Here is a 21,745-nt window from a genome sequence, read left to right as displayed (position 1 = left end):
AAAGGAGATGATGATGTGAATAAGCTGGCTGTCATTGGAACAGGGTATGTGGGACTGGTTACAGGAATCTGCCTGGCTTCCCGCGGACACCATGTCACTTGTATGGATGTTGATGAATCTAAAATTGAACAGATCAGCCGGGGACACCTCCCTCTTTTCGAGCCGGGATTACAGGAGCTTCACGAAACATGTACAGCCGCCGGCAGCCTTTCCTATACGACAAGTCCGGAAGAAGCTGTCCAGCATGCAGAAGCGGTTTTCATTGCTGTCGGGACACCTTCGCGCGCAGACGGGGGTGCCGATTTATCGTACATGCATACCGCTGTCCGCGATATAGCTCCATTTCTTCAAAGCCATTCGGTCCTCATCATCAAAAGTACAGTTCCTGCCGGTACTCATGCAGATATTAAAGTTCGGCTGGACCGAACGACCGGCCGATCCGTCCAAGTAGTTTCCAACCCCGAATTTTTAAGAGAGGGCTCCGCCGTCAACGATTTCTTTTACAGTGATCGTATTGTTATCGGTTCAACCGATCCTTATGCCGCTGCCTTCGTTGAGCATATTTACGAGAGTCTCCCTGCCCCGGTGCTTCATACAGATCCACAGACAGCAGAAATGATCAAATATTCATCCAATGCCTTTCTGGCAGCCAAAATCAGCTTTATCAATGAGATGGCGTCCTTATGTGAAGCTGAAGGAGCCGACATCACGATGGTGGCTGCAGGAATGGGGATGGATAAACGGATCGGTGAAAGTTTCCTAAGGGCCGGTATCGGTTACGGCGGCTCTTGTTTTCCTAAAGATACAGCCGCTCTGCTTTATTCAGCCGAGCAGAAAAAACTGCCCGTCCCCCTGCTTTCCTCTATCAATGAAGTCAATCGAAAACAGCCGGGGGCTTTCTTACAAAAGATCCTTGACCGGTTTGGCTCTATAGAAGGAAAAAAAGCCGCTGTGCTTGGTTTAACGTTCAAGCCCAATACAGATGACCTGCGTCTTTCCCCCGCCCGGGAGGTCATTAATCTTCTTACCTCGGAAGGAGCAATGGTCATTGGATATGATCCTCTTATCAGTAAAAGCAGGAAACGGATATGGCAGATTCCTCTGGCAGAATCGATGGAAGAAGCATTGACAGGTGCTGATTTGGCCGTCATCTGTACAGAATGGAAAGAAATCGTCGACTTCCCTCCAGCCTGTTATCCTTCTCTGATGAAGGAGGCCAATATTTTTGATGGAAGAAATTGTTACGAAATTAAACAAGCTTTACATCTGCCTCTTTATTACTCCTCTGTCGGCCGGCCTGTGTATAAAGGAATATAGCAAGGAAGCCTTCAGCAAAGAACTGAGGGCTTTTTTCATATCCCCCTCTTTGTTTACATAACAATATATCCGTCACCTATTAGAGCAGAATGTTTTTCCCGGTGAAGAACACGGCGTATAATGGACGTTTAGTAAGTTGAAAAAGGAGGAAGGAATGTGTCTGAACAGACCCCCAACCGAATCCTGATGGCAGCTTTACTGCTTGCAGGATCGTTTATAACCATATTAAATCAGACGCTGATGATCACAGCCATCCCACCGATTATGGATGAAATGAACGTGTCCGCCAACTCGGCCCAGTGGCTGACAACCGTATTCATGCTTGTCAACGGCGTCATGATACCAGTGACCGCCTTTTTAATTGAGCGTTTTTCCACCAGGCAGCTATTTTTAAGTGCCATGGGAATTTTCACAGTAGGGACCATCCTCGGAGGGATTGCCCCAAACTTTCCTATGCTCTTATTCGGCCGGGTGGTCCAGTCCATGGGAGCAGGTGTGATGCTGCCATTGATGCAGACTGTTTTCTTAATGATCTTCCCTGTCGAACGGCGCGGCACGGCCATGGGTTACATTGGACTGGTCATTTCTTTTGCACCGGCCATCGGCCCCGCCTTGTCAGGGTGGATCACTTCTGAATTCAGCTGGAGATTTTTATTCTGGCTTATTCTCCCGCTGCCCATTCTTATCATCATTGTTGCGTATTTCATATTGAAAAATGTAACAAAACTGACCTATCCAACGGTCGATCCCTTATCCATCATCCTGTCTTCAGCAGGATTTGGAGGACTTTTGTATGGCTTTACACTGGCAGGAAACGCCGGATGGTCTTCGCCATTGACACTAGCCGTGCTCGCCGGAAGCTCAGCTGCCCTCGCTTTATTCATAACAAGGCAGTTGAAAATGGAGCATCCGATGCTGGAATTCCGTGTGTTCCGCTATCCTGTTTTTTCAATAACGACCGGAATTGCCATGATTGCCTTTTTAGGCTTAATCGGATCGGAAACCTTGATCCCTCTTTACATGCAGGACATGCGTGAATTTACAGCCTTCGAATCCGGACTGGCCCTGCTTCCGGGTGCCGTTATTACAGCATTCATGTCTCCGATAACAGGAAGGATTTTTGACAAAATCGGTGCCCGGCTGCTGGCGGTCTGTGGACTGATCATCCTCACCGGTGCCACAGCTGCCTTTTCGTTCCTGGATATCCAGACAACATTCACGACCATTACAGTCCTGTATGCCATTCGGATGTTCGGTCTCTCCATGGTTATGATGCCTGTGACAACGGCAGGATTGAACCAGCTGCCTAACCGGTTGATTCCGCACGGGACTGCGATGAGCAATACTATGCGGATGGTGGCTGCATCTGTTGGCACAGCCGTCCTTGTAACGATTATGACATCAACAACCCAATCAGCTGGAGGTGATCCCGCCATTGATCATCCTGCGATTTTTGGAGTGAACACGGCCTTCATGGTCATTACAGCCTTATCTATTGTGGGAATTGTGCTTGCATTTTTTGTGAAAAAGACCCACCCGCCTGATGAAGCAGAAGCAGCTTCTCCTGCACCGGAAACGGACAAAGAAGAAGCTTCCCTTCACACGTCATAGGGGCATTCCAAATAAAAAAAGCGTGTAGAGAAACTTCATGTTTTTCTACACGCTTTTTTCATAGAAAGTATCCGGACATGGTTCTGAATCGATGTTCAAATAGACTAAATCACAGGCTCTTACTTAAATAAACGATCTGTAGTATAAGGACTGACGTCCATGGACGTATCCTCCCCTGCTGCAAGTGCAGCCAGCTGGGCGCCGACATAGGGTCCACTCGTCAGCCCCGATGCCCCCAAACCGTTGGCAGCAAGGATATGCGGCTGATTAGGCAGCCGCCCGAAGACAGGGAGCGATCCAGGAGTGAAAGGTCTGAACCCTACCTTCGTTTCTACATAGGCAGCTTCCTTCAACCCCGGCGCTGTGCGAAGAGCTTTTTCCAGCAGTTGATGAATGCCACCAGCTGTAACCCGTGAATCATGCTCATGAATTTTTTCTTTCGTCGCTCCGACAACAAGTTTCCCTTCTTCAAAACCAAGCATATAGTGGCTGAAAGGCGGCAGGAGGACCGGCCAGTGCTCCGTTGCATACCCGGTCAGATGAAGGTGGATGATCTGCGCTTTCTCGAAGGTCACCCGCGGGCTCAGGGCAGAAGGCGCAAACAATTCCCGCATCCAGGATCCATTCGTAAGGATCATTTGATCGGAATGCTGCGGCACACCATCAATGTCGACACCTTGTATTTCCCCTTTATATGTACGCAAAGAGGCGTTCCCATAGATAACTTCTGCTCCTTTCCTCTCGGCCGCTTTCAAAAGAGATTCGGTGACACGGCTGCCATTTACTCTCCCCGACCCCGAGAGGTGAAGAGAGCGGTAATGTTCCGCAAGAGGTGGAAACATCTCCCTTGTTTCTTTTGGAGACAGCTTCGATATCTCCCCCATTTCCGGCGTTTCCATTTTCCGCATTTCTGCATAAGCGGCTTTCCGGTCAAGCTTTTCTTCGGTATCGAATATATTGAGTGCGCCCACCCTTTTATAACCCGGATCAGAAATACCGGCTTCCTTAAGATGCTCCACCAGTTCAGGGTAATATCCCGCGCCGTTGACAGCGAGCTGGTACCAGTCCTTACTCGTCCGGTTTGTCAGCCATGGACAGATGATCCCAGCCGCATTCCGTGTAGCCTGTCCACCTTCCCCACGGTCTACAATCGCCACTTTTTCTCCTTTGGAAGCTAAATGGTAAGCTGTGGAAGCTCCCAGTATCCCAGCTCCTACAATGATATAATTCATTCTATACACCTACATTTTCATTCATTTTCTTATGATAGTTTAAAGCAAAAATGTCTGGAAAGATAGGGAGCGCCACTATTTTCAATACACCTCCCACTGCAGAGACTGGTTCTTTGACGCCCGTCAAAATATGATAGGATGGATGAGTAGTTCCAAAAAGGAGTGAATCCGCTCATGAATGAACAATTAAAAACAGGAATTGCCTTGATTGCAAGTTTTTTCCTTGCTTTTGCGGGAGCAAGCCGGATGTTAACAAGCCAGCTGGAAGATATGGCGGTATGGACGGCATGGATGTTTATCATTACCGGTGTGATCGGAATCATCGCCAATGGATTGAAATGGAAAAAAATCAACCGTACCCCCGGGACATCCAGCCCTAAGAGAAACCATAAGTAAAAAAACGTCCAGCAGCTGCTGGACGTTTCCGGGATAATCCTTTATTGATACTGATGAACATCGGTCTTTATTTCGTTACGCAGGTTCAGTACTGTCTCACGGTCCGAAGTAAACGGACGTTGATAGGACTGCTTGTATGTTTCATGACCTTTGCCGGTGATTACAATGACGTCTCCTTCCCCGCCACCCTCGACGGCCGTTTTTATGGCTGAGGTTCTATCAGGAATGATCCGCCCGTGAGACCGGCCTTCTTCTTCATGTAGTTTATAGAGGGTGGCCGTCATTTCTTCATAAGCCACCGCGTTCAAATCATCAAGGGTCAGGATATAGCCGTCACTCCACTCTGCCGAAGCTTGCAGCATAGACGGCCGCTTGGATTCATCCCGATTCCCTCTGAATCCAAATACATGAGTAATATTGCCGTCATACTGCCGGGCAGCGGTTTGAAGGATGTGACGAATACTGTCTGCTGTATGAGCATAGTCGATGATCACATGCACACCATTCGGCGTGGAATACTGCTCAAAGCGACCAGGAATACCTGGGAACGATTCTAAAGCATCGACCATTTTCCCTTTTGAAACTCCTAAACAAGCAGCAGCTGTACAAGCCTGAAGCGTGTTATAGCTGTTGTAGATACCTGTAATGGGGGTTGGATAATAAAAAGAGTTTCCATCTTCAAAGACGCGGACTCCTTCGTCATTGACCTCATCAATTCGGATATCACAAGCGGCATTTTCACCTATAGAGGTAACCGCAAGTCCTTCGTCTTTAAGCAGACTTGAGAGTCTGTCCCCCCACGGGTCATCCACATGAATGATGGCCTGTCCCCTTTCCTTCATCATAAAGAAGAGTTTGGACTTCGCCTTAAAATAATCTTCCATTGATGGATGGTAATCCAAGTGATCCTGCTGAAGATTAGTAAATAGCGTGATATCAAAGGACACCCCCTCCAGGCGATGCTGGTCCAGCCCATGGGAGGAGACCTCCATCACGACCACATCGTCCCTGCTTTCATACAACCATTTATGAAGGTCCACCACGCCGGGGGTCGTCTGGAACCCTTCCACGGATTTCCCATTCATATAATTCCCTACCGTTCCAAAGCGTCCGCAGGAAAAACCGCTGGACTCCAGAAGATGATGAAGCAGATGTGTAATGGTCGTCTTTCCATTGGTCCCCGTCACTCCTATTATCGTTTTGCTTCGTGCGGGATATTGATAAAAAGCCGCTGCCAGTATCCCCAGCGCTCTTCTCGGTTGTTCGACGTACAAAAATGGTACGGGGATATTTTCCGGCTTTTTGCTTCCTACAATGATTGCGGCTCCATTACGGCAGGCTTCGTATATATAATCATGGCCATCTGCCTCATGACCTTCTACCGCTGTAAATATTTGACCAGGGCTCACCTGTCTTGAATCATCTGTAATTCCTGTTATGTCTTTTTCCAGCCCAAGTGTTGTAAAGGGCTGGGGGTCTATGTTTAACAGTTCGAATACCTTCTTGATTTTCACGAGGACGTCTCCTTTACTGCGACATTCATGTACAGCCCTTATTTTAAAACAATTCAGGCTTTCACGTACAAATATTTTCATGATGTTATTGAATTTTAATGTCATCCCCTAAATCCTGGTTCATCAGGAAAATTTGAAACCATCCCCTTCCCCGATCCGTATAGTAATTGTCGATAGAAATTCGATGAACATGTATACTATGGAAGAGATTGAAAGGAGAGTACATATGACAAAAAGAATTACCGCGGCAGTCATTGCCGGTGCCCTGCTGATCGTAGCGATTGCCGTCCAGGCGGCTGGAGCATTTTTATCACAGGAAGATGAGGAAAAGAACGGCACGATGTCCCTTTTCTCCTCCAGTGAAAAGCTGGAAGAAAAAGTGGTGGAGAAAGGGTCTGGATCCAACCGCATCGTAGAAATCAACCTTGAGGGAGCGATTATGGACAGTCCAGGTTCCAACACCAATCCGTTCAGCGGTGGAGGCTATCAGCATGACCGTTTCATGAAAAAACTCGAGCAGATCAAAAATGATCCAACCATCAAAGGTGTGCACTTATATGTGAACTCGCCGGGCGGCGGTGTTTATGAGAGTGCAGAAATCCATGATAAACTGATTGAGATTAAAGAAGAAGACAAAATGATCTATGTGTCCATGGGGAACACGGCTGCTTCCGGCGGGTATTACGTTTCTGCGCCCGCTGATCAAATTTATGCTTCCAACGACACGTTCACCGGCTCCCTTGGTGTCATTATGCAGAGTGTGAATTATCAGGAGCTCGCTAATGAGTACGGCGTCAAATTCAACACGATCAAAAGTGGCGAGTTCAAGGATATTATGAGTCCCACAAAAGAAATGACGGAGGCTGACAGGGAAATTCTCCAGACCTTGGTTGATGAATCCTATCAACAGTTCGTTGACGTTATTTCTGAAGGAAGAGATATGTCTGAAAGCCGTGTGAAGGAACTGGCTGATGGAAGAATTTATTCCGGTAAGCAGGCAGCTGAAAACGGACTTGTTGACCAGATCGGCTTCCGCGAAGATACCCTTGCTGCTTTAAAAGAAGAAATCGGTGGAGACCCACAGGTGTTTGAATACAAGAATACAATCACATCTTTGTTTGATTTCCCAATGGCGCAGAGCTTGATGCCAGACAGTGAGATCCGTTATATTGAACAGCTGATCAGTGAGCGTCAAGGTCCCACATTGATGTACATGTACACAGAATAAGGAGGAGTAAAGATGGAAACTACAGAATTTGAACAACCCAGTCACCCATTATCCACTTTAGTCCTTCAGCAGAAGGATGATATACAGAGAGTCATTTTTGCGGGATTTATCCCCCGCTTTTTTGCCTATCTCATCGACCTTCTCGTCATCTGGAGTGTGAATTCCATCGTAACAAAACCACTGCTGCGCCTCGTTAACCTGGAGGATGCGCAAATGTGGATCCCTTTGTTCAGTGCAGAAAATATCATGACGTCCTTGATTTTCTTCCTGTACTTCATTCTGATGACCAAGTTTTTCCAGGCATCACTCGGGAAGATGGTGTTCGGTCTATCCGTTGTGTCTCTGACACGCAGCAGGATGAGTAATGGTCAGATTATCTTCCGGGAGTGCATCGGACGTTATATCAGCATGGCCCTCGGAGGACTTCCCTATCTTGTCGTGGCCTTCACAAAACGCCACCAGGGCATCCATGATTTATTTGCTGATACTTCTGTCATTAAAAACCGATTTACAAAATTGAACGATCAAATCGAAGAAGACAACCGGTAATGAAAAGCCTGCTCCTCAAAAAGGAGCAGGCTTTTTTCAGCGGTATGGATCTTGTTTTCCTGTACCATTCTTTTCCCCTTTTTCTCTTCGAAGTGCATTTAAATCCTTCTTGCTTTTATTTTTCGCTTTTTTTCCCATGTTCCACCCTCCTTTCCTTCTTATCCTTTGTTATTTTTCTGCAGCTAATGAAGCAGTTTCTTCCATTTCGAAGGCTGTTCCGCTTTTCAGGGTAATCCCTCATGATTGGCTCATACTAATAAAAATTCCAAGAATCTTATGGAGGGCTTTCCGTTGAATGTCAAGGAGTACCTGTCCCAGAAGAAAAACGATGACTGCGTTACGATCAAAACCATCCCATTTGATTCCCACAACATTTATGTTTTATATATGCCTTCTATTACAGATATGACTAAGATCCAGGATTCCATTCTTGCCCCGCTGCTTGAGTGGAACAACCCGGATCACCAAACCGTAGAGCATGCATTTTCGGCAGAACCGCTGACGATCCTTTCTCAAGCAAAGGATATGGACAGTCACCTTCTCAATGGATATACACTAATGCTTGAGAGAGAAACCGTATATGCTGTTGAAACGTGCGGATTCCATTACCGTGCTGTATCAGAGCCTGTATCTGAAATGACTCTCCGGGGCGCCCGGGATGGGTTTATTGAATCACTGGAAGAAAACATCAAGCTCCTCCGTGTTCACTTGAGATCTACACATTTAAAGTTCGAACACCTTTCTCTCGGTTTGAAAGCTTTCACCCATGTAACCATTGCCTACGTGGAAGAGGAAGCCAATGAAAAATTATTGGAAGAAGTAAGAAAGCGTATAAAGGCCGTTAAAGAAGACTACCTCCCGGATGGAGGGGTGGTCGAACAAAGCCTGGAGAAAAATACGTTCTCTTTATTTCCTGAGCTCCAGGAAACCGAACGACCGGCTAAAGTCGCCAACGCCCTGGCTGAGGGAAAGGTGGCCATCTTCGTGGAAGGATCCCCTTCTGTCCTGTTAGCACCTGTAACCTTGAATTCCCTTTTTCAGACATCAGATGATTACAACTTCAAATGGATTCCTGCGTCTCTCATTCGTCTCATGCGGTTTGCTGCTGCATTTCTTGCTGTTATGCTGCCATCTATCTATATCTCCTTGATTTCCTTTCATCATGGATTAATTCCAACAGATCTGGCCATCTCCATATCCAAGACAAGAGAAGGTGTGCCTTTCCCTTCATTCATGGAAGCATTTGTTATGCAGATGACGATTGAAATCCTCCGGGAAGCCGGCATTCGTCTGCCTAAGCCTATTGGACCGGCTGTCAGCATTGTAGGAGCCATAGTAATAGGTGAGGCAGCTGTAACAGCCGGAATCGTCAGTCCATTAATGATCATCGTCGTCGCCTTTGCAGCTATCTGCTCCTTTACCATTGTCGATTACAGCCTCAGCCTTGCGTTAAGGACGGTGAGTTTCGTCATGTTGTTTGTCGCTGCTATGCTCGGGATTTACGGCTTAATCCTCGCCGTCTTTATTCTGAGTATCCATTTGATTCGGTTGAACAGCTTTACAGTCCCTTACCTGGAACCCTTTGCTCCTTATTACCCAAACAGATGGAAAGACACATTGATCCGGTTACGATTTGATAAAGAAGGTGGTTTGGATGAGTGATTTAAGACAATTGACTTCCATTCAGCTGATCGTCATCTTTATATCAGCGATGATCGGCGTAGGGATCATTTTGATGCCGCGTGACCTGGCCAATGCTGTGAACTCCCCGGACTTATGGGTCAGTATCATCATCGGCGCTTTTCTTATGTGCCTGATCGCCACTTTGTATGTTTTATTAGTCACCCGTTATCCAGGTCTCACTTTCTTTGATATGTCAAAAAAGATCACAGGCAGATGGGTCGGAACGCTGATCAACCTCTTTTTCATTTTTCACTGTCTCATTGTAGCCTCCTATATTTTAAGAGTGACCACAGCGATTATAAAAAATTACCTGTTGGATACCACTCCCTTATATATCATCATTGGATCATTTATGCTGGTCAGCCTTTATTTAATCAGCAACGGACCTGGAGATGTCGTCCGTTTCTTCCAGCTGTACTTTCCTGTCATGATGTTCATGTTTCTCATTCTTGCTCTTCTGAGTTTCAAAGATGTGGATGTTCAAAACTTAAGGCCTGTCCTGAAGAGCAATCTTATGACAACGGTCACCCAATCGAAGATATCTTTCTTTTCATTTATCGGCATTGAATTCCTGATGATTTTCTCTCCCCTCATCAAAACGAAAAAAATAAAAAAACTGGCTTTATCTGTATGGACCAGTATTATTGTGACAGCTGTGATCTATGTGATTTTTCACATTTTAACCATCGGGGTTTTAGGCATAGCGGAACTAAAGGAAAGCACGTTTCCCACGATCGAGATGGCCAAAAGCATTGAATTTCAAGGTTTCTTCTTTGAACGTTTTGAATTGATTTTCATTTTCGGCTGGCTGATCACTGTATTCACTTCATTCGTGACTTATACTTATGGGATGATTCTCGGCATTGGGAAAGTAACGAAGCCGGGCTGGTGGTGTATGGCTGCCGCAGGCCTTTTGATTTTCACTATCACCCTTTATCCGGAAGGCCTTACAGAAGTGCTGGATTACTCCTCTCACATTCAATGGATCAGTGCGGCTGCGGTCATCGGATTCCCTGGACTGTTACTGATCGTATCATTGATGAGGAGGCAGACGCATGACACTTAAACCTATTTTCTGTCTGGTTTGTTCGACTTTCCTGTTAACGGGATGCTGGGATATTAAGGAAATTGAAGATGTCGGTATTGTTACCGGACTTGCTTTAGACGTTGCCGAAGATGACCACATGTTAATGATTAATCAATATGTAAAGCCTGGGCAGATTCCTACACAACAGGACAGTTCCCAGCAGGACAGCCCGTATCAAAATCTCGAATCAACCGGAACAACGCTGTTTGAGATGATTCGTGAGAACTCACTCGAGAGTAACCGACCGCCAAACTATACTCATTTAAAATCGATTTTATTCTCAACCAGGCTGCTCGAAAAAGAGAAGCTCAGCCAACTGATTGACCTTTATATCCGCGACCACGAATTCCGCCGGACTGTTCCAGTATTCATTACAATGGATCCTGTTCAGAACATATTCAACGCCCAGCCGGAAAAAGAGCTGTTTCCATCCATCCAAATTAAAGAATTAAGTGAAAACTACCATAAGAATAATACCAACCCTAAAAACTTAACGATCGGAGATATGTCCCAGTATATTTCAGAAAAAAGAAGCTTTATTATACCTGGAATGGCTATGATTAATGGAAATATCAAATCCTACGGAGCCGGCGTCATTTTAGGAAAAACGTCCCAATATATCGGCTGGATTCCACTTGAAAAGATGGAAGGCGTCCGTTACCTCCATAACAATGTGGAAGGTGGATACATTTATTTAAGCGAAAAAAATATCGTAGACGGACCCGTCGTTCTGGAAATTAAGGGGGCGGATTCCAAATTTGACGTTTCCTTCTCTGACGGGGAACTTTCCATGAGTGTTGATGTAAAGGTGACCACATCCCTTGGCGAGGACTGGGGCGTTGACCGCAACGTTTTTAAAACGGGTTGGGAAGAAGGAATCAAGGAAGCCGCGGACAAAAATATCGAGGATAAGATCAATGCCATTCTTCAGATCGCGCAGAAAGAATTAAAAACGGATTTTGTCCACCTTTCCCAGTGGGTACGTATCCATCAGCCGGACTATTGGAATAAACATAAAGAGGAGTGGGATGAAATCTTCTCCCAGATGGATATTGATGTGAAAGCAGAAGTTCGTATTAAGGACTTTGGCACACAGAACTTCAACATGGAGTAACATTTTTTGATTCCTCTTCTTCTTCGGTTTACACTTTAGGAGAGAATGTTGGAGAGGATGATTAAAATGGGACAGGAAATCAAGGGAAAAACCGCCTACATTACAGGAGCCGGACGCGGGATCGGAAAAGCCACCGCTCTCAAGCTTGCCTCTGAGGGCGTGCACGTCGGGTTAATGGCCCGCACAGAAGAAGAGTTAAACAAAACAGCAGACGAAGCAAGGGCTTATGGAGTACAAGCCGCTGCAGTCTCTGTAGATATTGCCCGGCAGTCAGACGTAGAACAGGCGGTTGAACAATTAAAAGAGCGTATCGGCTCTGCCGATATCCTCATTAACAATGCCGGCATGGGGCTTTACGGGGATTTCCTGAATATCGATCCTGAAGATTGGAAACGCACCTTTGAAGTCAATGTATTCGGTACCTACCATGTGACCAGGGCGGTCCTCCCCGATATGATGGAGAAAAATCATGGGGATATCATCAACGTTTCTTCAAGCAATGGTATAAAGGGAACTGCAGGATCCACTTCCTACAGCGCCTCGAAATTCGCTATACAGGGAATGACGGAAGCGCTGATGCAGGAAGTGCGCAGAAACAACATCCGTGTCTTCACCCTGAACCCGAGTCTTGTGGCTACAGAGCTTGTCTTTGGAGATCATTTGGAAGAGCAGGATAAGGAAAAATATATGCAGCCGGAGGATATTGCCGAGTATATGACGGCTCAATTGAAGCTTCATCCAAGAATCTTCATTAAACAGTCCCTTCAATGGGCTACCAATCCATTCTAATTTTCAATGGTGTAAAACCCGTCCTGTATTGGAGACACCTCCACGCGGGACGGGATTTATTATGTCATTTCGCTGCGAATAATCCTCAGCTGAGACAGCTCTTTCAACCACTATGCAGATGGAAGATATCAGTGCCTGTTTAAGTCATTGGTAACCTGCCTCTTCCTTATTTATCACTCCAACGGAAAAACCTCGCGGCTAATACTGTAGAAACGACGGCAATGCCGATCAATACAAACACTTCGAATCCATATTCAAAAATGGGTGCTTCGTTCCACGTCCCACGCAGAAGTTCGATCACATAATAAAGCGGAAGGACTTTGGCTGTATATTGGAGGACTTCCGGCATCATTTCCAGGGGAAAAGTAGCCCCTGACAAGAAAATCATCACATTCAAAAACAATGAACTGATCGCAGCCGCAGACTGTGTATTTTTAGCCAATGATGTAATAAAAAGAGCAAAAGGGAAAAAGGCAGCGATACTTAGAAAAAGAGCAGCTAGTGTGCTTCCCATATAAAGTGGAAGTTCCAGGTCATACATCAACATTCCAAATACAAGAAGGAGCAGAGCAGAACAAAGAAAAATCACCGTCCCTTGAACTGTGTGAGCAGCCAGGATCTTCCACGGCTGTAAAGGGGTGGATTGATATCTGCGCAGGACTCCGGTTTCCCTGTAGCCGGCCAAAACGGTTCCCAAGGTGAAAAAGGAAGTGGTCACGATATTTACTCCGATCCAGGAAGGTACAAATAACGCAGCAAATGAAAAGTTTCCTTCAGCATTGTCTCCAAACATGGATCCAAACAGCCAGATCATGACGACTGGAAATAAAAAGGTCCAGAATACACTGAGACGGTCGCGGAAAAACATTTTCGTTTCCAGCTGTGCAAGCTTCCATACGACATTCATCTGGCTTCCTCCTTCTCCAAATACTGGACAAAAAGATCCTCCAACGTCCCTTTAGCAAATTGGAAATGATTTAAGGATAGATTCTCTTGATGACCATAGGCGAAGAGATGATAACTGGTGAGCTGCAGATCGTCACTGTACACTTTAAACGTATCTTCTTCTTTTTCAACTTTGACCACCCCCGGCATAGATGGAAGCTTTACATAAGGAAAATCATCGCTTTGAAATGTGATCAGCATGGCACCACTCTGCTCAAGCAGAGCGGAGGGCCGGTCCATTGCTTTCAGTTCACCACTGTAAATCATTGCCACCCGGTCACAGAGCTGTTCAGCCTCTTCCATATAATGGGTTGTCAACACGATAGTGCTTCCCTTCTCTCTCAACCGGCGGATCAACGTCCACATTTCCCTTCTGGCGTGGGGGTCCAGTCCCATACTCGGTTCATCAAGAAAAATGATTTCCGGCTGGTGCAGGGTCGCCAGTGCCAGGGTAACCCTCTGCTTCCATCCTCCTGACAAATCTTCGAAACGGACATTCATTTTCTCCTCCAGCCCCAGCATTTCCACAAGCTGTTGTTTCATTACTTTTCCTGGGTAAAAAGCAGCAAATAAATCCAGGGCTTCTTTCACTTTCATTTTCTTTTGAATGGATGTCGCCTGAAACTGAACACCAATCCGCTGATTCAATTGTTGAAGTTCCTTATTCGGCGTAAGTCCCAGCACATCAATGGTTCCACTGTCAGGCTTCAAAATTCCTTCAATCATTTCCAGCGTCGTTGTCTTGCCCGCTCCATTGGGTCCAATGATCCCAAAAATTTCTCCCTTTTTGACGGAAAATGAGACGCCTTTGACAGCCTGCACTTTTCCGAAGCTTTTGGTCAATCGGTCCACTTTGATTACAACCTCCATTTGCTCTCCACCCCTTCTTCGTCCTTTCTGACCCTTCTTACGTATCACACAGAGATAAGTTTCAGAATAGCAGGAAAAATCACGCGCCTGCTATAGTTCCATCATAAGACCGATGGTTGATAAATTCCTCCAGTTCTGTCCGACACGTCAGATCATCCCAGTCAAATACCTTCGTTCTTTCTTCACCTGCATAAACCTCCATTCAAAAAAGCCGCCTTCCAAGAGAAGACGGCTCACATGTTATTCTTCTTTCATCCATTGTGGCTTACCAAAGCCTTCAAACTTTTCATCCATGATTTCCTCAAACTCTTCCGATTCCACAACTTCCTTAATATCCTTCGTAAACTGGGCATCCAGATCTTCGGTCTTGACAGCTACCCGGTTTCTATAATCATCCGGCATATCTTCGAGGGCGAGAGCACTCAGCAGATCCATCTCGGCAGCAAGCGCATAGTTACCAGGAACCATGGATAGATCCTCGCTGTCCACCAGTCGTGGCAGCTGGCCGGCTTCTACTTCAACGAATTCGATTTCTTTTGGATTTTCTACGATATCGTTCAAAGAGGCACGAAGAGGGTCTACATCTTCCTTCAAAGTGACCAGACCTTCATCTTCAAGAATGATCAGCGCTCGGGCCAGGTTCGTCGGGTCATTGGGAATCCCCATCGTACTGCCTGTTTCAACACCATCGATATTCTGATACTCACTGGAATAAATACCCATAGGTGCTGTTGGAACAACAATGACCTCGGACAGATCCAAATTGTGTTCTTCGGCAAAGGACTCCAAATAAATTTTATGCTGGAACAGGTTGGCGTCAAGATCTCCATTGGCTAACGCTTTGTTAGGCTGCACATAATCCGTAAACTCTTTATTGGTTACTTCATAGCCTTTCTCCTCCAGCAGCGGAGCAATCGCTTCGGTGACCATATCACTGTAAGGACCGGATGTAGCTCCAAAGCGGATGGTTTTCTTCTCTTCTGCATCTGCATTTTCTTCTCCGCCACCACAGGCAGACAAAAAAGTAATGATTGTTAAAGCTGCAAACAAGGTTACGATTTTTTTCATTTTATCTTCCTCCTGAACTTCGTTTCGTCTTGGGTTAACTTTTTTTCACTGTTTTTGCCAGGAAATCCCCAGCGTACTGGACTACCTGAACAAGGACGATCAACACAATAACCGTTGTAAACATGACGAAATTATCATAACGGTAATACCCGTACCGGATGGCGAGGTCGCCGATCCCTCCACCGCCAATTGCGCCGGCCATTGCGGAATACCCGATCAAGCTGATGGCTGTTATCGTTAAACCACTGATCAAGCCCGGCTTGATTTCAGGAAAAATGATATCTTTAATAATCAGCCATGGGGAAGCCCCACATGCGATAGCCGCTTCTATGACGCCTTTATCAATATCCCTGGCGGATGATTCTACAATTCTTGCATAAAAAGGAATCGCTGCGGCCGATAAAGCAACGGAGGCGGCAATCGGTCCTGTTGTCGTACCTAAAAGAAAATTAGTAAATGGGAATAAAAACACAAGCAGGATGATAAATGGAATGGAACGGACAAGGTTTACAAAAATGCCCACAGCTCCTTTGATCCATTTGTTTTCCAAAAACAAGTCACGGTCGGTAACAAATAGCAGCAACCCCAGAGGCAGACCGGCGATAACGGCTACGCCAAGTCCGATCCCTACCATGATCAATGTTTCCATAAATGATTTATTCAGCTCGGGCCACAGGTTGATCAGCTGATCGATCATGATTCAGCACCTCCACTTCATCCAGTATCGTTTTCAGATTTTCCACAGCTCTCCCGACTTCCTGCGGGTCACCGGTTAATTCCATAACAAATGTACCGAGGGCTTTTTCCTGTATATAATCCACATTTCCATGAAGGATGTTTCCCTTGATTTTATAGTTCTGAAGCAGATCCGACACAACCGTATCTCCCGCCTGTCCGCCGGTAAACTTCATCTGGACAATGGTGCCGCGGCTGTTTTTCAGCAGTTCTTCCGGAACATGGAAATCGATCACTGTTCGAATAAACCGCTTTGTCAAAGCATTTTGAGGAGAGGCGAAAATTTCGTAGGCCGCCCCCTGTTCTACCACTTTTCCTTCTTCCATGACCGCACAACGGTCGCAGATTTCTTTCACCACTTCCATTTCGTGTGTAATCAATACAATGGTTAGTCCGAGCTCCCGGTTGATTTTCTTTAATAGTTTCAGGATCGACTGTGTCGTGTTCGGATCGAGTGCGGAAGTTGCTTCATCGCACAGCAGCACTTTAGGATCGTTGGCCAGTGCCCGGGCAATACTGACCCGCTGCTTCTGCCCTCCACTCAATTGAGCGGGGTACTGATCGGCTTTATCGCTAAGACCTACAAGTTCCAGCAGACGCCTGGCACGATCATTGCGCTCCTGTTTTGGTTTACCGGCCGCTTTCAAAGCAAAGGCCACGTTCTCCAAAACCGTTTTCCCCATAGCAAGGTGGAACCCCTGGAAAATCATGCCGATGGACTGTCGTGCTTTTCTAAGGTCCTTTTTGGAGAGAGAAAGCAGATCGATCCCATCGATATAAACCTTTCCTGATGTCGGGCGTTCCAATATGTTCATGCATCGGAGGAGTGTACTCTTACCAGCTCCACTGTATCCGACGATTCCATAGATTTCCCCCTCCTGAATATCGAGAGAAACCTTGTCCACCCCGATCACCTGTTTTTTCTTGGATGTGTAAATTTTACTGAGCTCCTGGATGGAAATCATAACCGTCCTCCTTTACCTAATAAAAAAACTCTCTTCCTTATCAAGAAGAGAGTTTCGCATAACTATCAGCCAAACTCTTATCTCCCGGAATATCATTCCGGCGGATTTAGCACCACTCCACATGGAAGGTTGCTGTGACGTCTACGGGCCTTTCCCTCAGTCACTCTTGATAAGAATTAGTTGTTGCTATTCGTTTATGATTTACAACTTTAACGCATCATTCTGCATTTGTAAACAATTTTCCCAACATTTCATTAATGGACAGGGATGTGCCGGGAAGCCTATTACGTTGTTTAAGTGACTGGAAGAGGAAGGAATAAAAGGAATAACAAAGAAAAGGGAGAGTGAAAGAATGAACAAACAAGGAGAAGACCTGCTTAAAGAATATAGAAATGGCATTGAAACCCTGACCGAACACCTGCCGGAGGCCACAAAAGAATACAATCACTTTACCGGCTCGTTCTTTGAAGACGGAGAACTCAGCAAAGGTACCAAGCACTTAATGGCTCTTGCCATCAGTGTGAAAGATGGAGATGAAGCCAGTATGGCCTATCACATGGATCAGTGCGTCGAAGCAGATTGTTCGGACAAGGAAATTTATGAAACGATGGGTGTATCAGCTGCTTACGGCGGGGGCTCTGCCATGAGTCAGGCCGTCACCACAGGTCTGAACATTCTTCAGGAATTCCGAAACCGTTAAGCTGCAAAACCGGGGGGCCTGCTCCCGGTTTTGTTATTGACATATTATTCTGTCATCTGGATAATGATGGCTATATCATTACCAGAGGTGATCAACCATGAAAAACGTAACTGTACAAGGAGCACCTGCGATTTATAAAGCTGAGCCTGGAATTTTAAGGAATATACCGGAATTGTTGGAAAACCAGGCCTTTGCAAAAGCAGGAATCATTCACGGTGAGCAGTCGTGGAAGGCTGCTCAGCCCTATTTTCCAAAGCTGACGATGCCGGTCCAATCGGAAGCCTATAACGGGGAGTGCTCCCATAAAGAGGTCATGCGTCTCAGTGAAGCCCTGCGGGACTGTGACGTCTTGATCAGCATCGGAGGCGGAAAGGTCCTTGATCTCGGAAAAGCCTGTGCCGATCAATTGAATATTCCAGTCGTGCTCATTCCTACACTAGCCTCAAACTGCGCACCTTGGACGCCGCTCAGTGTGTTTTACGATGATGAAGGGAATTTTGAGGAATACATTATTTATCCACGTAGTACATGGATGCTGCTTGTAGAGCCTGATCTGCTCGTTCGTGCCCCGGAACCTTATCTCAGGGCCGGCATCGGCGATACGCTCGCCAAATGGTATGAAGCGGATGTTCTCACGAGGTCTCTCGCCTCCAAACCGATTTCCGTAGACATTGCGCTGCACGCGGCCGGATTATGCAGGGATGTTCTCATACAAGATGGTACAGAAGCTGTGGAAGCCGTTCGTCAGCAAGCCGTCATACCTGCCTTCATGAGAGTTGTGGAAACCATTATTATGGCTGGCGGTATGGTCGGTGGATACGGGGATAGTTATGGAAGAATCGCCGGAGCCCATTCAATCCATAACGGCTTGACCAAAGTACCGGAAACCCACGCTTTCCTTCACGGAGAAAAAGTGGCTTATGGTATTCTCGTCCAGCTTGCTCTGGAAGGCCGCTTTGATGAAATTGAAGCACTCACCCCTTATTACCAGGAGATGAACCTGCCGGTAACCCTCGATGACTTCAACTTGACCAACAAGGCAGAAGCCATCTCCATAACAGCGGAGCATGCTGTAAAACCGGGGGAATCCATCCGATTAATGAACGTCATGGATGCCGCTCAAGTGGAGGAAGCGATGACCCAGATTGAAAATGGTTAACCGCTGATGCGGTTAACCATTTTCAATCTTCTTGTTGCCTGGTATGGAAGAGCATACCCAAGTGAAGCTACTCCATACAACGATTTATATTTCCTGCCCAAGTCAGCACAGGCCGGGACCGCGGCAGGCATCCACCCGTCAGCCGGACGCGAACATCCAGATGAGAAGGTATGATCCAGGAAAAGATATGTTTTTTTCTAAAGGCTAAGGAAAACGGTCGTTTCCTTTACCCTCCTATTACCTCTCCGACATAAATCCCACTAGCCGCTGCCTGGGACAAGGAATGAGTGACGGATGAGCAGTCTCCGACCAGAAAAAGTCCCGGGACGTCCGTTTCAAAATTCCTGTTGGTTGGAATAACTGGTTCGTAAAATTTAGCATCAAGCCCATAAAGCAGCGTGTCAGGATCCACCGGTTCACCTATCGCTGCTTCAAGAGAGGTCAGGAACTCGATGAGAGCCTCTATATAAATATGTGGCACTTCTTCTATCAGCGATCCTTCGTCAGCGGAAAGAGAAGGAATCACGGAGTTTGCATGAATTGAAGTCGTCCCCTTTCCCTTTTTCAAATCTTCAAGACGCTGGACCACGATTCTTCCCCTCGAACGATTGATTCCTCCAATGACGCGTGATGCTTCTTCCACCGCCTGCTTTAGACTCGGAAAGTAACGGGTGACAAACAAAGTGAAATTCAAATTTTCTCCCGGCACCCCTTGTTCTCGTGAATTCTGACCATCAGGCATGACAAGTCCATGCTGATGTTTTCGAATAATCCTGCCTTTGGGATTCATACAGTATGTGTAGGCCGTAAAACGTGACGTTTTTTTCAAAAGTTTCGTTTCAAATGATTCTTTTAGGAGAGCATCCAGCTGGCCGCCCCGCATTTCCAACCGTATACCCAGGTCCAGCCGCGTCTCCCTCGGTTCGATGCCAAGCGGTTCCGTTATCCGTGTGAACCACTCCCGGCCGCTGTTTCCTGTCGCAAGCACAACTTTTCGACTTAGAAACTCCTCACAATCTGTAACGATACGGAAACCTTCACCCACCCGTGTAATGGAATTGACATGGGTGTTAAAAGAAAAGGAAAGCTTATTGACTAAGTGTTCATATAGGTTTTGAAATACCTCCTTCGACAGGGAAGTACCAAGGTGGCGTACCTCCGTCGTTAAAACGGTCAAGTCACCACAAGCAGCCCTTCTTTTCACATGCTCGTTATCTGTTGAATACATGTCCACACGGTCTCCTCCAAAACCGGTTAGAATGCGGTCCACTTCTTTCATAAGGCGGGCGGTTTCCTTTCCGCCGATTTTTCGTGGAAGCTCTCCACCAAAAGCGTTGGTAAAATTGAATTTTCCCTCTGAATTCCCAAGACCGCCAAAGCCTATGTACTGATCGCAGGCTCCAGAGCACGTGCAAGGTTGTCCATGCCCCTGTGCGCAGGATCTCTCTTTCAACGGTTTTCCTACGTCTACGACTTTCACTTGAAGTCCGGGGTGTTTCTGGACAAGGGTGTAGGCCATAAATGTTCCCGCTACACCAGCACCGACAATGGTCACATCATACATGTTCCTGCCTCCGCTCTTTAATTATTGCGTAGACACACGTGTCTGTCAGATGTTTCCCATCCACGGATCGATCATCATTACGCAACATTCCTTCAAGATGGTAGCCAAGTTTTTCGGGAACCTGCCTGCTTTTTTCATTTTCCCTTTCACATCGGATTTCTACACGCGCTCCACCGAGATCATAAAGAGCCAGCCGCGTTATTTCACGCACGGCTTCCTGCATATACCCATGCCCACTCCATTTGGTGTCGATCCAGTACCCGATTTCAAACTTCGGAATATCCCAGTCAATAGTATGAAGTCCAGTCGTCCCAACAAACGCTCCATTCTCCTTGTGAAAAACAAGATACCGGAGTTTTTTTCTTTCCATAAAATCTACATGGGCCTGCCTGATATTGCTTTCTGTATCTTCAATCGAAGGCATCTCCTGCACAAAAGGAAGCCACGGCTTCAACTCCTGTTCCGACCGATGAACAGCTTCATTAACCGCCGGGCCGTCTCCAGCCTCCGGCCTCCGTAGACGAAGGCGTTTCGTATGCAGCACATAGGGAACGTCGATATGTATAGGATCCAAGGTTTCCTCTCCCCTTTCTCACTAATAGAATACCAGACTGTTAACCTCTTTGAAAAAAGATTTACATTCATCTTATATAAAATAAAAAGAGGAAGAAGGGCCTTCCCCTTCTTCCTCTTTTTATTCATTTATGAAACCGCCGCTTTACCCTTCCCTGCAGCGATACGGCAATAATGGTTTTTGGCTTTCCACCTTTGATACCCGGAATAAAAACCGACCCCCAGACTAAACACGGAGAGAGCAACTGCCATAACCCAGGAAAAATCCGTAGTCATAATAGCCGGAAGCCAAACTTGAGCCGATTGGGAAAATGACGAGCGCAGACTATAGAAAAACGGCCGTTCCAGCCAACGCTCTTCCCAAATCTGCCATAATTGTTCATTCGTCTTACGTGCCATTGTTGTTTCATATAAAAACAGCCCGAAAAAGAGCATGGCAGCAAGATAAATGATTCCAGTCACCGATTCAAAGAAAAGCTGAGAAACCCCCACCAGAAAGGCCATAATCAGAAAGTTGTACCACATGGATTTCCGGCTTTTCATCCGAATGGAAATTTGATCCACGCTTTCTTCATCCAACGCTTTTTCCATAACATGCTCCCTTTCTGCCTTTTTTGTTAGGTTACCAAAAAAATACAGAAAAGGA

The 21,745-nt window shown here is 46.3% G+C and carries 21 protein-coding genes and 1 riboswitch; of the genes, 11 read left to right on the top strand and 10 right to left on the bottom strand.

Annotation, left to right across the window (positions count from 1 at the left end; translation table 11 throughout):
• Positions 1 to 15: 15 nt before the first annotated feature.
• Positions 16 to 1,317 carry a UDP-glucose dehydrogenase family protein gene (locus ACXADP_RS09750; RefSeq protein ID WP_474971355.1) on the top strand — a complete coding sequence of 434 codons (1,302 nt, stop codon included), beginning with the start codon at positions 16 to 18 and terminating at the stop codon, positions 1,315 to 1,317.
• Between the two features lie 156 nt (positions 1,318 to 1,473).
• Positions 1,474 to 2,928, top strand: a complete 1,455-nt coding sequence (locus ACXADP_RS09745) for an MDR family MFS transporter (protein ID WP_474968754.1) — start codon at positions 1,474 to 1,476, stop codon at positions 2,926 to 2,928.
• 119 nt (positions 2,929 to 3,047) lie between these two features.
• Here the strand turns inward: ACXADP_RS09745 and ACXADP_RS09740 are convergent, their stop codons facing one another.
• On the bottom strand, positions 3,048 to 4,160 hold the full coding sequence (locus ACXADP_RS09740; RefSeq protein WP_474971354.1) for an NAD(P)/FAD-dependent oxidoreductase: 1,113 nt from the start codon (positions 4,158 to 4,160) through the stop codon (positions 3,048 to 3,050).
• Between the two features lie 174 nt (positions 4,161 to 4,334).
• Here ACXADP_RS09740 and ACXADP_RS09735 point away from each other — a divergent pair, with 174 nt between their 5' ends.
• Positions 4,335 to 4,556 (top strand): hypothetical protein, encoded by a 222-nt coding sequence (locus ACXADP_RS09735; protein ID WP_474968755.1) that lies wholly within the window; start codon positions 4,335 to 4,337, stop codon positions 4,554 to 4,556.
• 41 nt (positions 4,557 to 4,597) lie between these two features.
• Here the strand turns inward: ACXADP_RS09735 and ACXADP_RS09730 are convergent, their stop codons facing one another.
• Positions 4,598 to 6,070 carry a UDP-N-acetylmuramoyl-L-alanyl-D-glutamate--2,6-diaminopimelate ligase gene (locus tag ACXADP_RS09730; protein ID WP_474971353.1) on the bottom strand — a complete coding sequence of 491 codons (1,473 nt, stop codon included), beginning with the start codon at positions 6,068 to 6,070 and terminating at the stop codon, positions 4,598 to 4,600.
• Between the two features lie 226 nt (positions 6,071 to 6,296).
• Between ACXADP_RS09730 and sppA the strand changes: the two genes are divergently transcribed.
• From sppA to ACXADP_RS09700, 6 genes are all read left to right on the top strand, one after another.
• The gene (gene sppA, locus ACXADP_RS09725) at positions 6,297 to 7,298 is read left to right on the top strand and encodes a signal peptide peptidase SppA (RefSeq protein ID WP_474968757.1); all 1,002 of its coding nucleotides are present in this window, start codon (positions 6,297 to 6,299) and stop codon (positions 7,296 to 7,298) included.
• 12 nt (positions 7,299 to 7,310) lie between these two features.
• On the top strand, positions 7,311 to 7,847 hold the full coding sequence (locus ACXADP_RS09720; RefSeq protein WP_474968758.1) for an RDD family protein: 537 nt from the start codon (positions 7,311 to 7,313) through the stop codon (positions 7,845 to 7,847).
• Between the two features lie 291 nt (positions 7,848 to 8,138).
• Positions 8,139 to 9,509, top strand: a complete 1,371-nt coding sequence (locus ACXADP_RS09715; protein ID WP_474968759.1) for a spore germination protein — start codon at positions 8,139 to 8,141, stop codon at positions 9,507 to 9,509.
• Entirely contained in the window at positions 9,502 to 10,596 is a 1,095-nt protein-coding gene (locus ACXADP_RS09710; RefSeq protein ID WP_474968760.1) for a GerAB/ArcD/ProY family transporter, read from the top strand. The genes ACXADP_RS09715 and ACXADP_RS09710 overlap by 8 nt, the downstream gene beginning before the upstream one ends.
• Positions 10,586 to 11,731 (top strand): Ger(x)C family spore germination protein, encoded by a 1,146-nt coding sequence (locus tag ACXADP_RS09705; protein WP_474971352.1) that lies wholly within the window; start codon positions 10,586 to 10,588, stop codon positions 11,729 to 11,731. The genes ACXADP_RS09710 and ACXADP_RS09705 overlap by 11 nt, the downstream gene beginning before the upstream one ends.
• Before the next feature lie 66 nt (positions 11,732 to 11,797).
• Positions 11,798 to 12,520 (top strand): 3-ketoacyl-ACP reductase, encoded by a 723-nt coding sequence (locus tag ACXADP_RS09700; RefSeq protein WP_474970402.1) that lies wholly within the window; start codon positions 11,798 to 11,800, stop codon positions 12,518 to 12,520.
• Positions 12,521 to 12,686: 166 nt separating this feature from the next.
• Here ACXADP_RS09700 and ACXADP_RS09695 read toward each other — a convergent pair whose 3' ends face one another.
• The 5 genes from ACXADP_RS09695 to ACXADP_RS09675 form a co-directional block, all read right to left on the bottom strand.
• Entirely contained in the window at positions 12,687 to 13,427 is a 741-nt protein-coding gene (locus ACXADP_RS09695; protein ID WP_474968762.1) for an ABC transporter permease, read from the bottom strand.
• A complete protein-coding gene (locus ACXADP_RS09690) occupies positions 13,424 to 14,335 on the bottom strand; it encodes an ABC transporter ATP-binding protein (protein WP_474971351.1) in 912 nt (303 codons plus the stop codon). Before ACXADP_RS09690 ends, ACXADP_RS09695 begins: the two co-directional genes overlap by 4 nt.
• 240 nt (positions 14,336 to 14,575) lie before the next feature.
• Positions 14,576 to 15,403: a MetQ/NlpA family ABC transporter substrate-binding protein gene (locus ACXADP_RS09685; protein WP_474971350.1), complete on the bottom strand. Its 828-nt coding sequence runs from the start codon at positions 15,401 to 15,403 to the stop codon at positions 14,576 to 14,578.
• A gap of 34 nt (positions 15,404 to 15,437) precedes the next feature.
• A complete protein-coding gene (locus tag ACXADP_RS09680; protein WP_027954511.1) occupies positions 15,438 to 16,103 on the bottom strand; it encodes a methionine ABC transporter permease in 666 nt (221 codons plus the stop codon).
• Entirely contained in the window at positions 16,060 to 17,103 is a 1,044-nt protein-coding gene (locus ACXADP_RS09675) for a methionine ABC transporter ATP-binding protein (protein WP_474971349.1), read from the bottom strand. Before ACXADP_RS09675 ends, ACXADP_RS09680 begins: the two co-directional genes overlap by 44 nt.
• 74 nt (positions 17,104 to 17,177) lie before the next feature.
• Positions 17,178 to 17,279, bottom strand: a riboswitch (SAM riboswitch).
• A gap of 176 nt (positions 17,280 to 17,455) precedes the next feature.
• Here ACXADP_RS09675 and ACXADP_RS09670 point away from each other — a divergent pair.
• Both ACXADP_RS09670 and ACXADP_RS09665 read left to right on the top strand, forming a co-directional pair.
• Positions 17,456 to 17,803, top strand: a complete 348-nt coding sequence (locus ACXADP_RS09670) for a carboxymuconolactone decarboxylase family protein (RefSeq protein WP_474971348.1) — start codon at positions 17,456 to 17,458, stop codon at positions 17,801 to 17,803.
• A 97-nt stretch (positions 17,804 to 17,900) separates the two neighbouring features.
• On the top strand, positions 17,901 to 18,962 hold the full coding sequence (locus ACXADP_RS09665; protein WP_474971347.1) for an iron-containing alcohol dehydrogenase family protein: 1,062 nt from the start codon (positions 17,901 to 17,903) through the stop codon (positions 18,960 to 18,962).
• 226 nt (positions 18,963 to 19,188) lie between these two features.
• Here ACXADP_RS09665 and ACXADP_RS09660 read toward each other — a convergent pair whose 3' ends face one another.
• The 3 genes from ACXADP_RS09660 to ACXADP_RS09650 form a co-directional block, all read right to left on the bottom strand.
• Positions 19,189 to 20,526: an NAD(FAD)-utilizing dehydrogenase gene (locus ACXADP_RS09660; protein ID WP_474971346.1), complete on the bottom strand. Its 1,338-nt coding sequence runs from the start codon at positions 20,524 to 20,526 to the stop codon at positions 19,189 to 19,191.
• A complete protein-coding gene (locus ACXADP_RS09655) occupies positions 20,519 to 21,100 on the bottom strand; it encodes a GNAT family N-acetyltransferase (RefSeq protein WP_474971345.1) in 582 nt (193 codons plus the stop codon). Before ACXADP_RS09655 ends, ACXADP_RS09660 begins: the two co-directional genes overlap by 8 nt.
• Before the next feature lie 128 nt (positions 21,101 to 21,228).
• Positions 21,229 to 21,690: a hypothetical protein gene (locus ACXADP_RS09650; RefSeq protein ID WP_474971344.1), complete on the bottom strand. Its 462-nt coding sequence runs from the start codon at positions 21,688 to 21,690 to the stop codon at positions 21,229 to 21,231.
• Between the last annotated feature and the right edge of the window lie 55 nt (positions 21,691 to 21,745).

The organism is Halobacillus sp. AWH4_228, from assembly GCF_056158365.1.
This window is presented reverse-complemented; position numbering and strand designations above follow the sequence as displayed.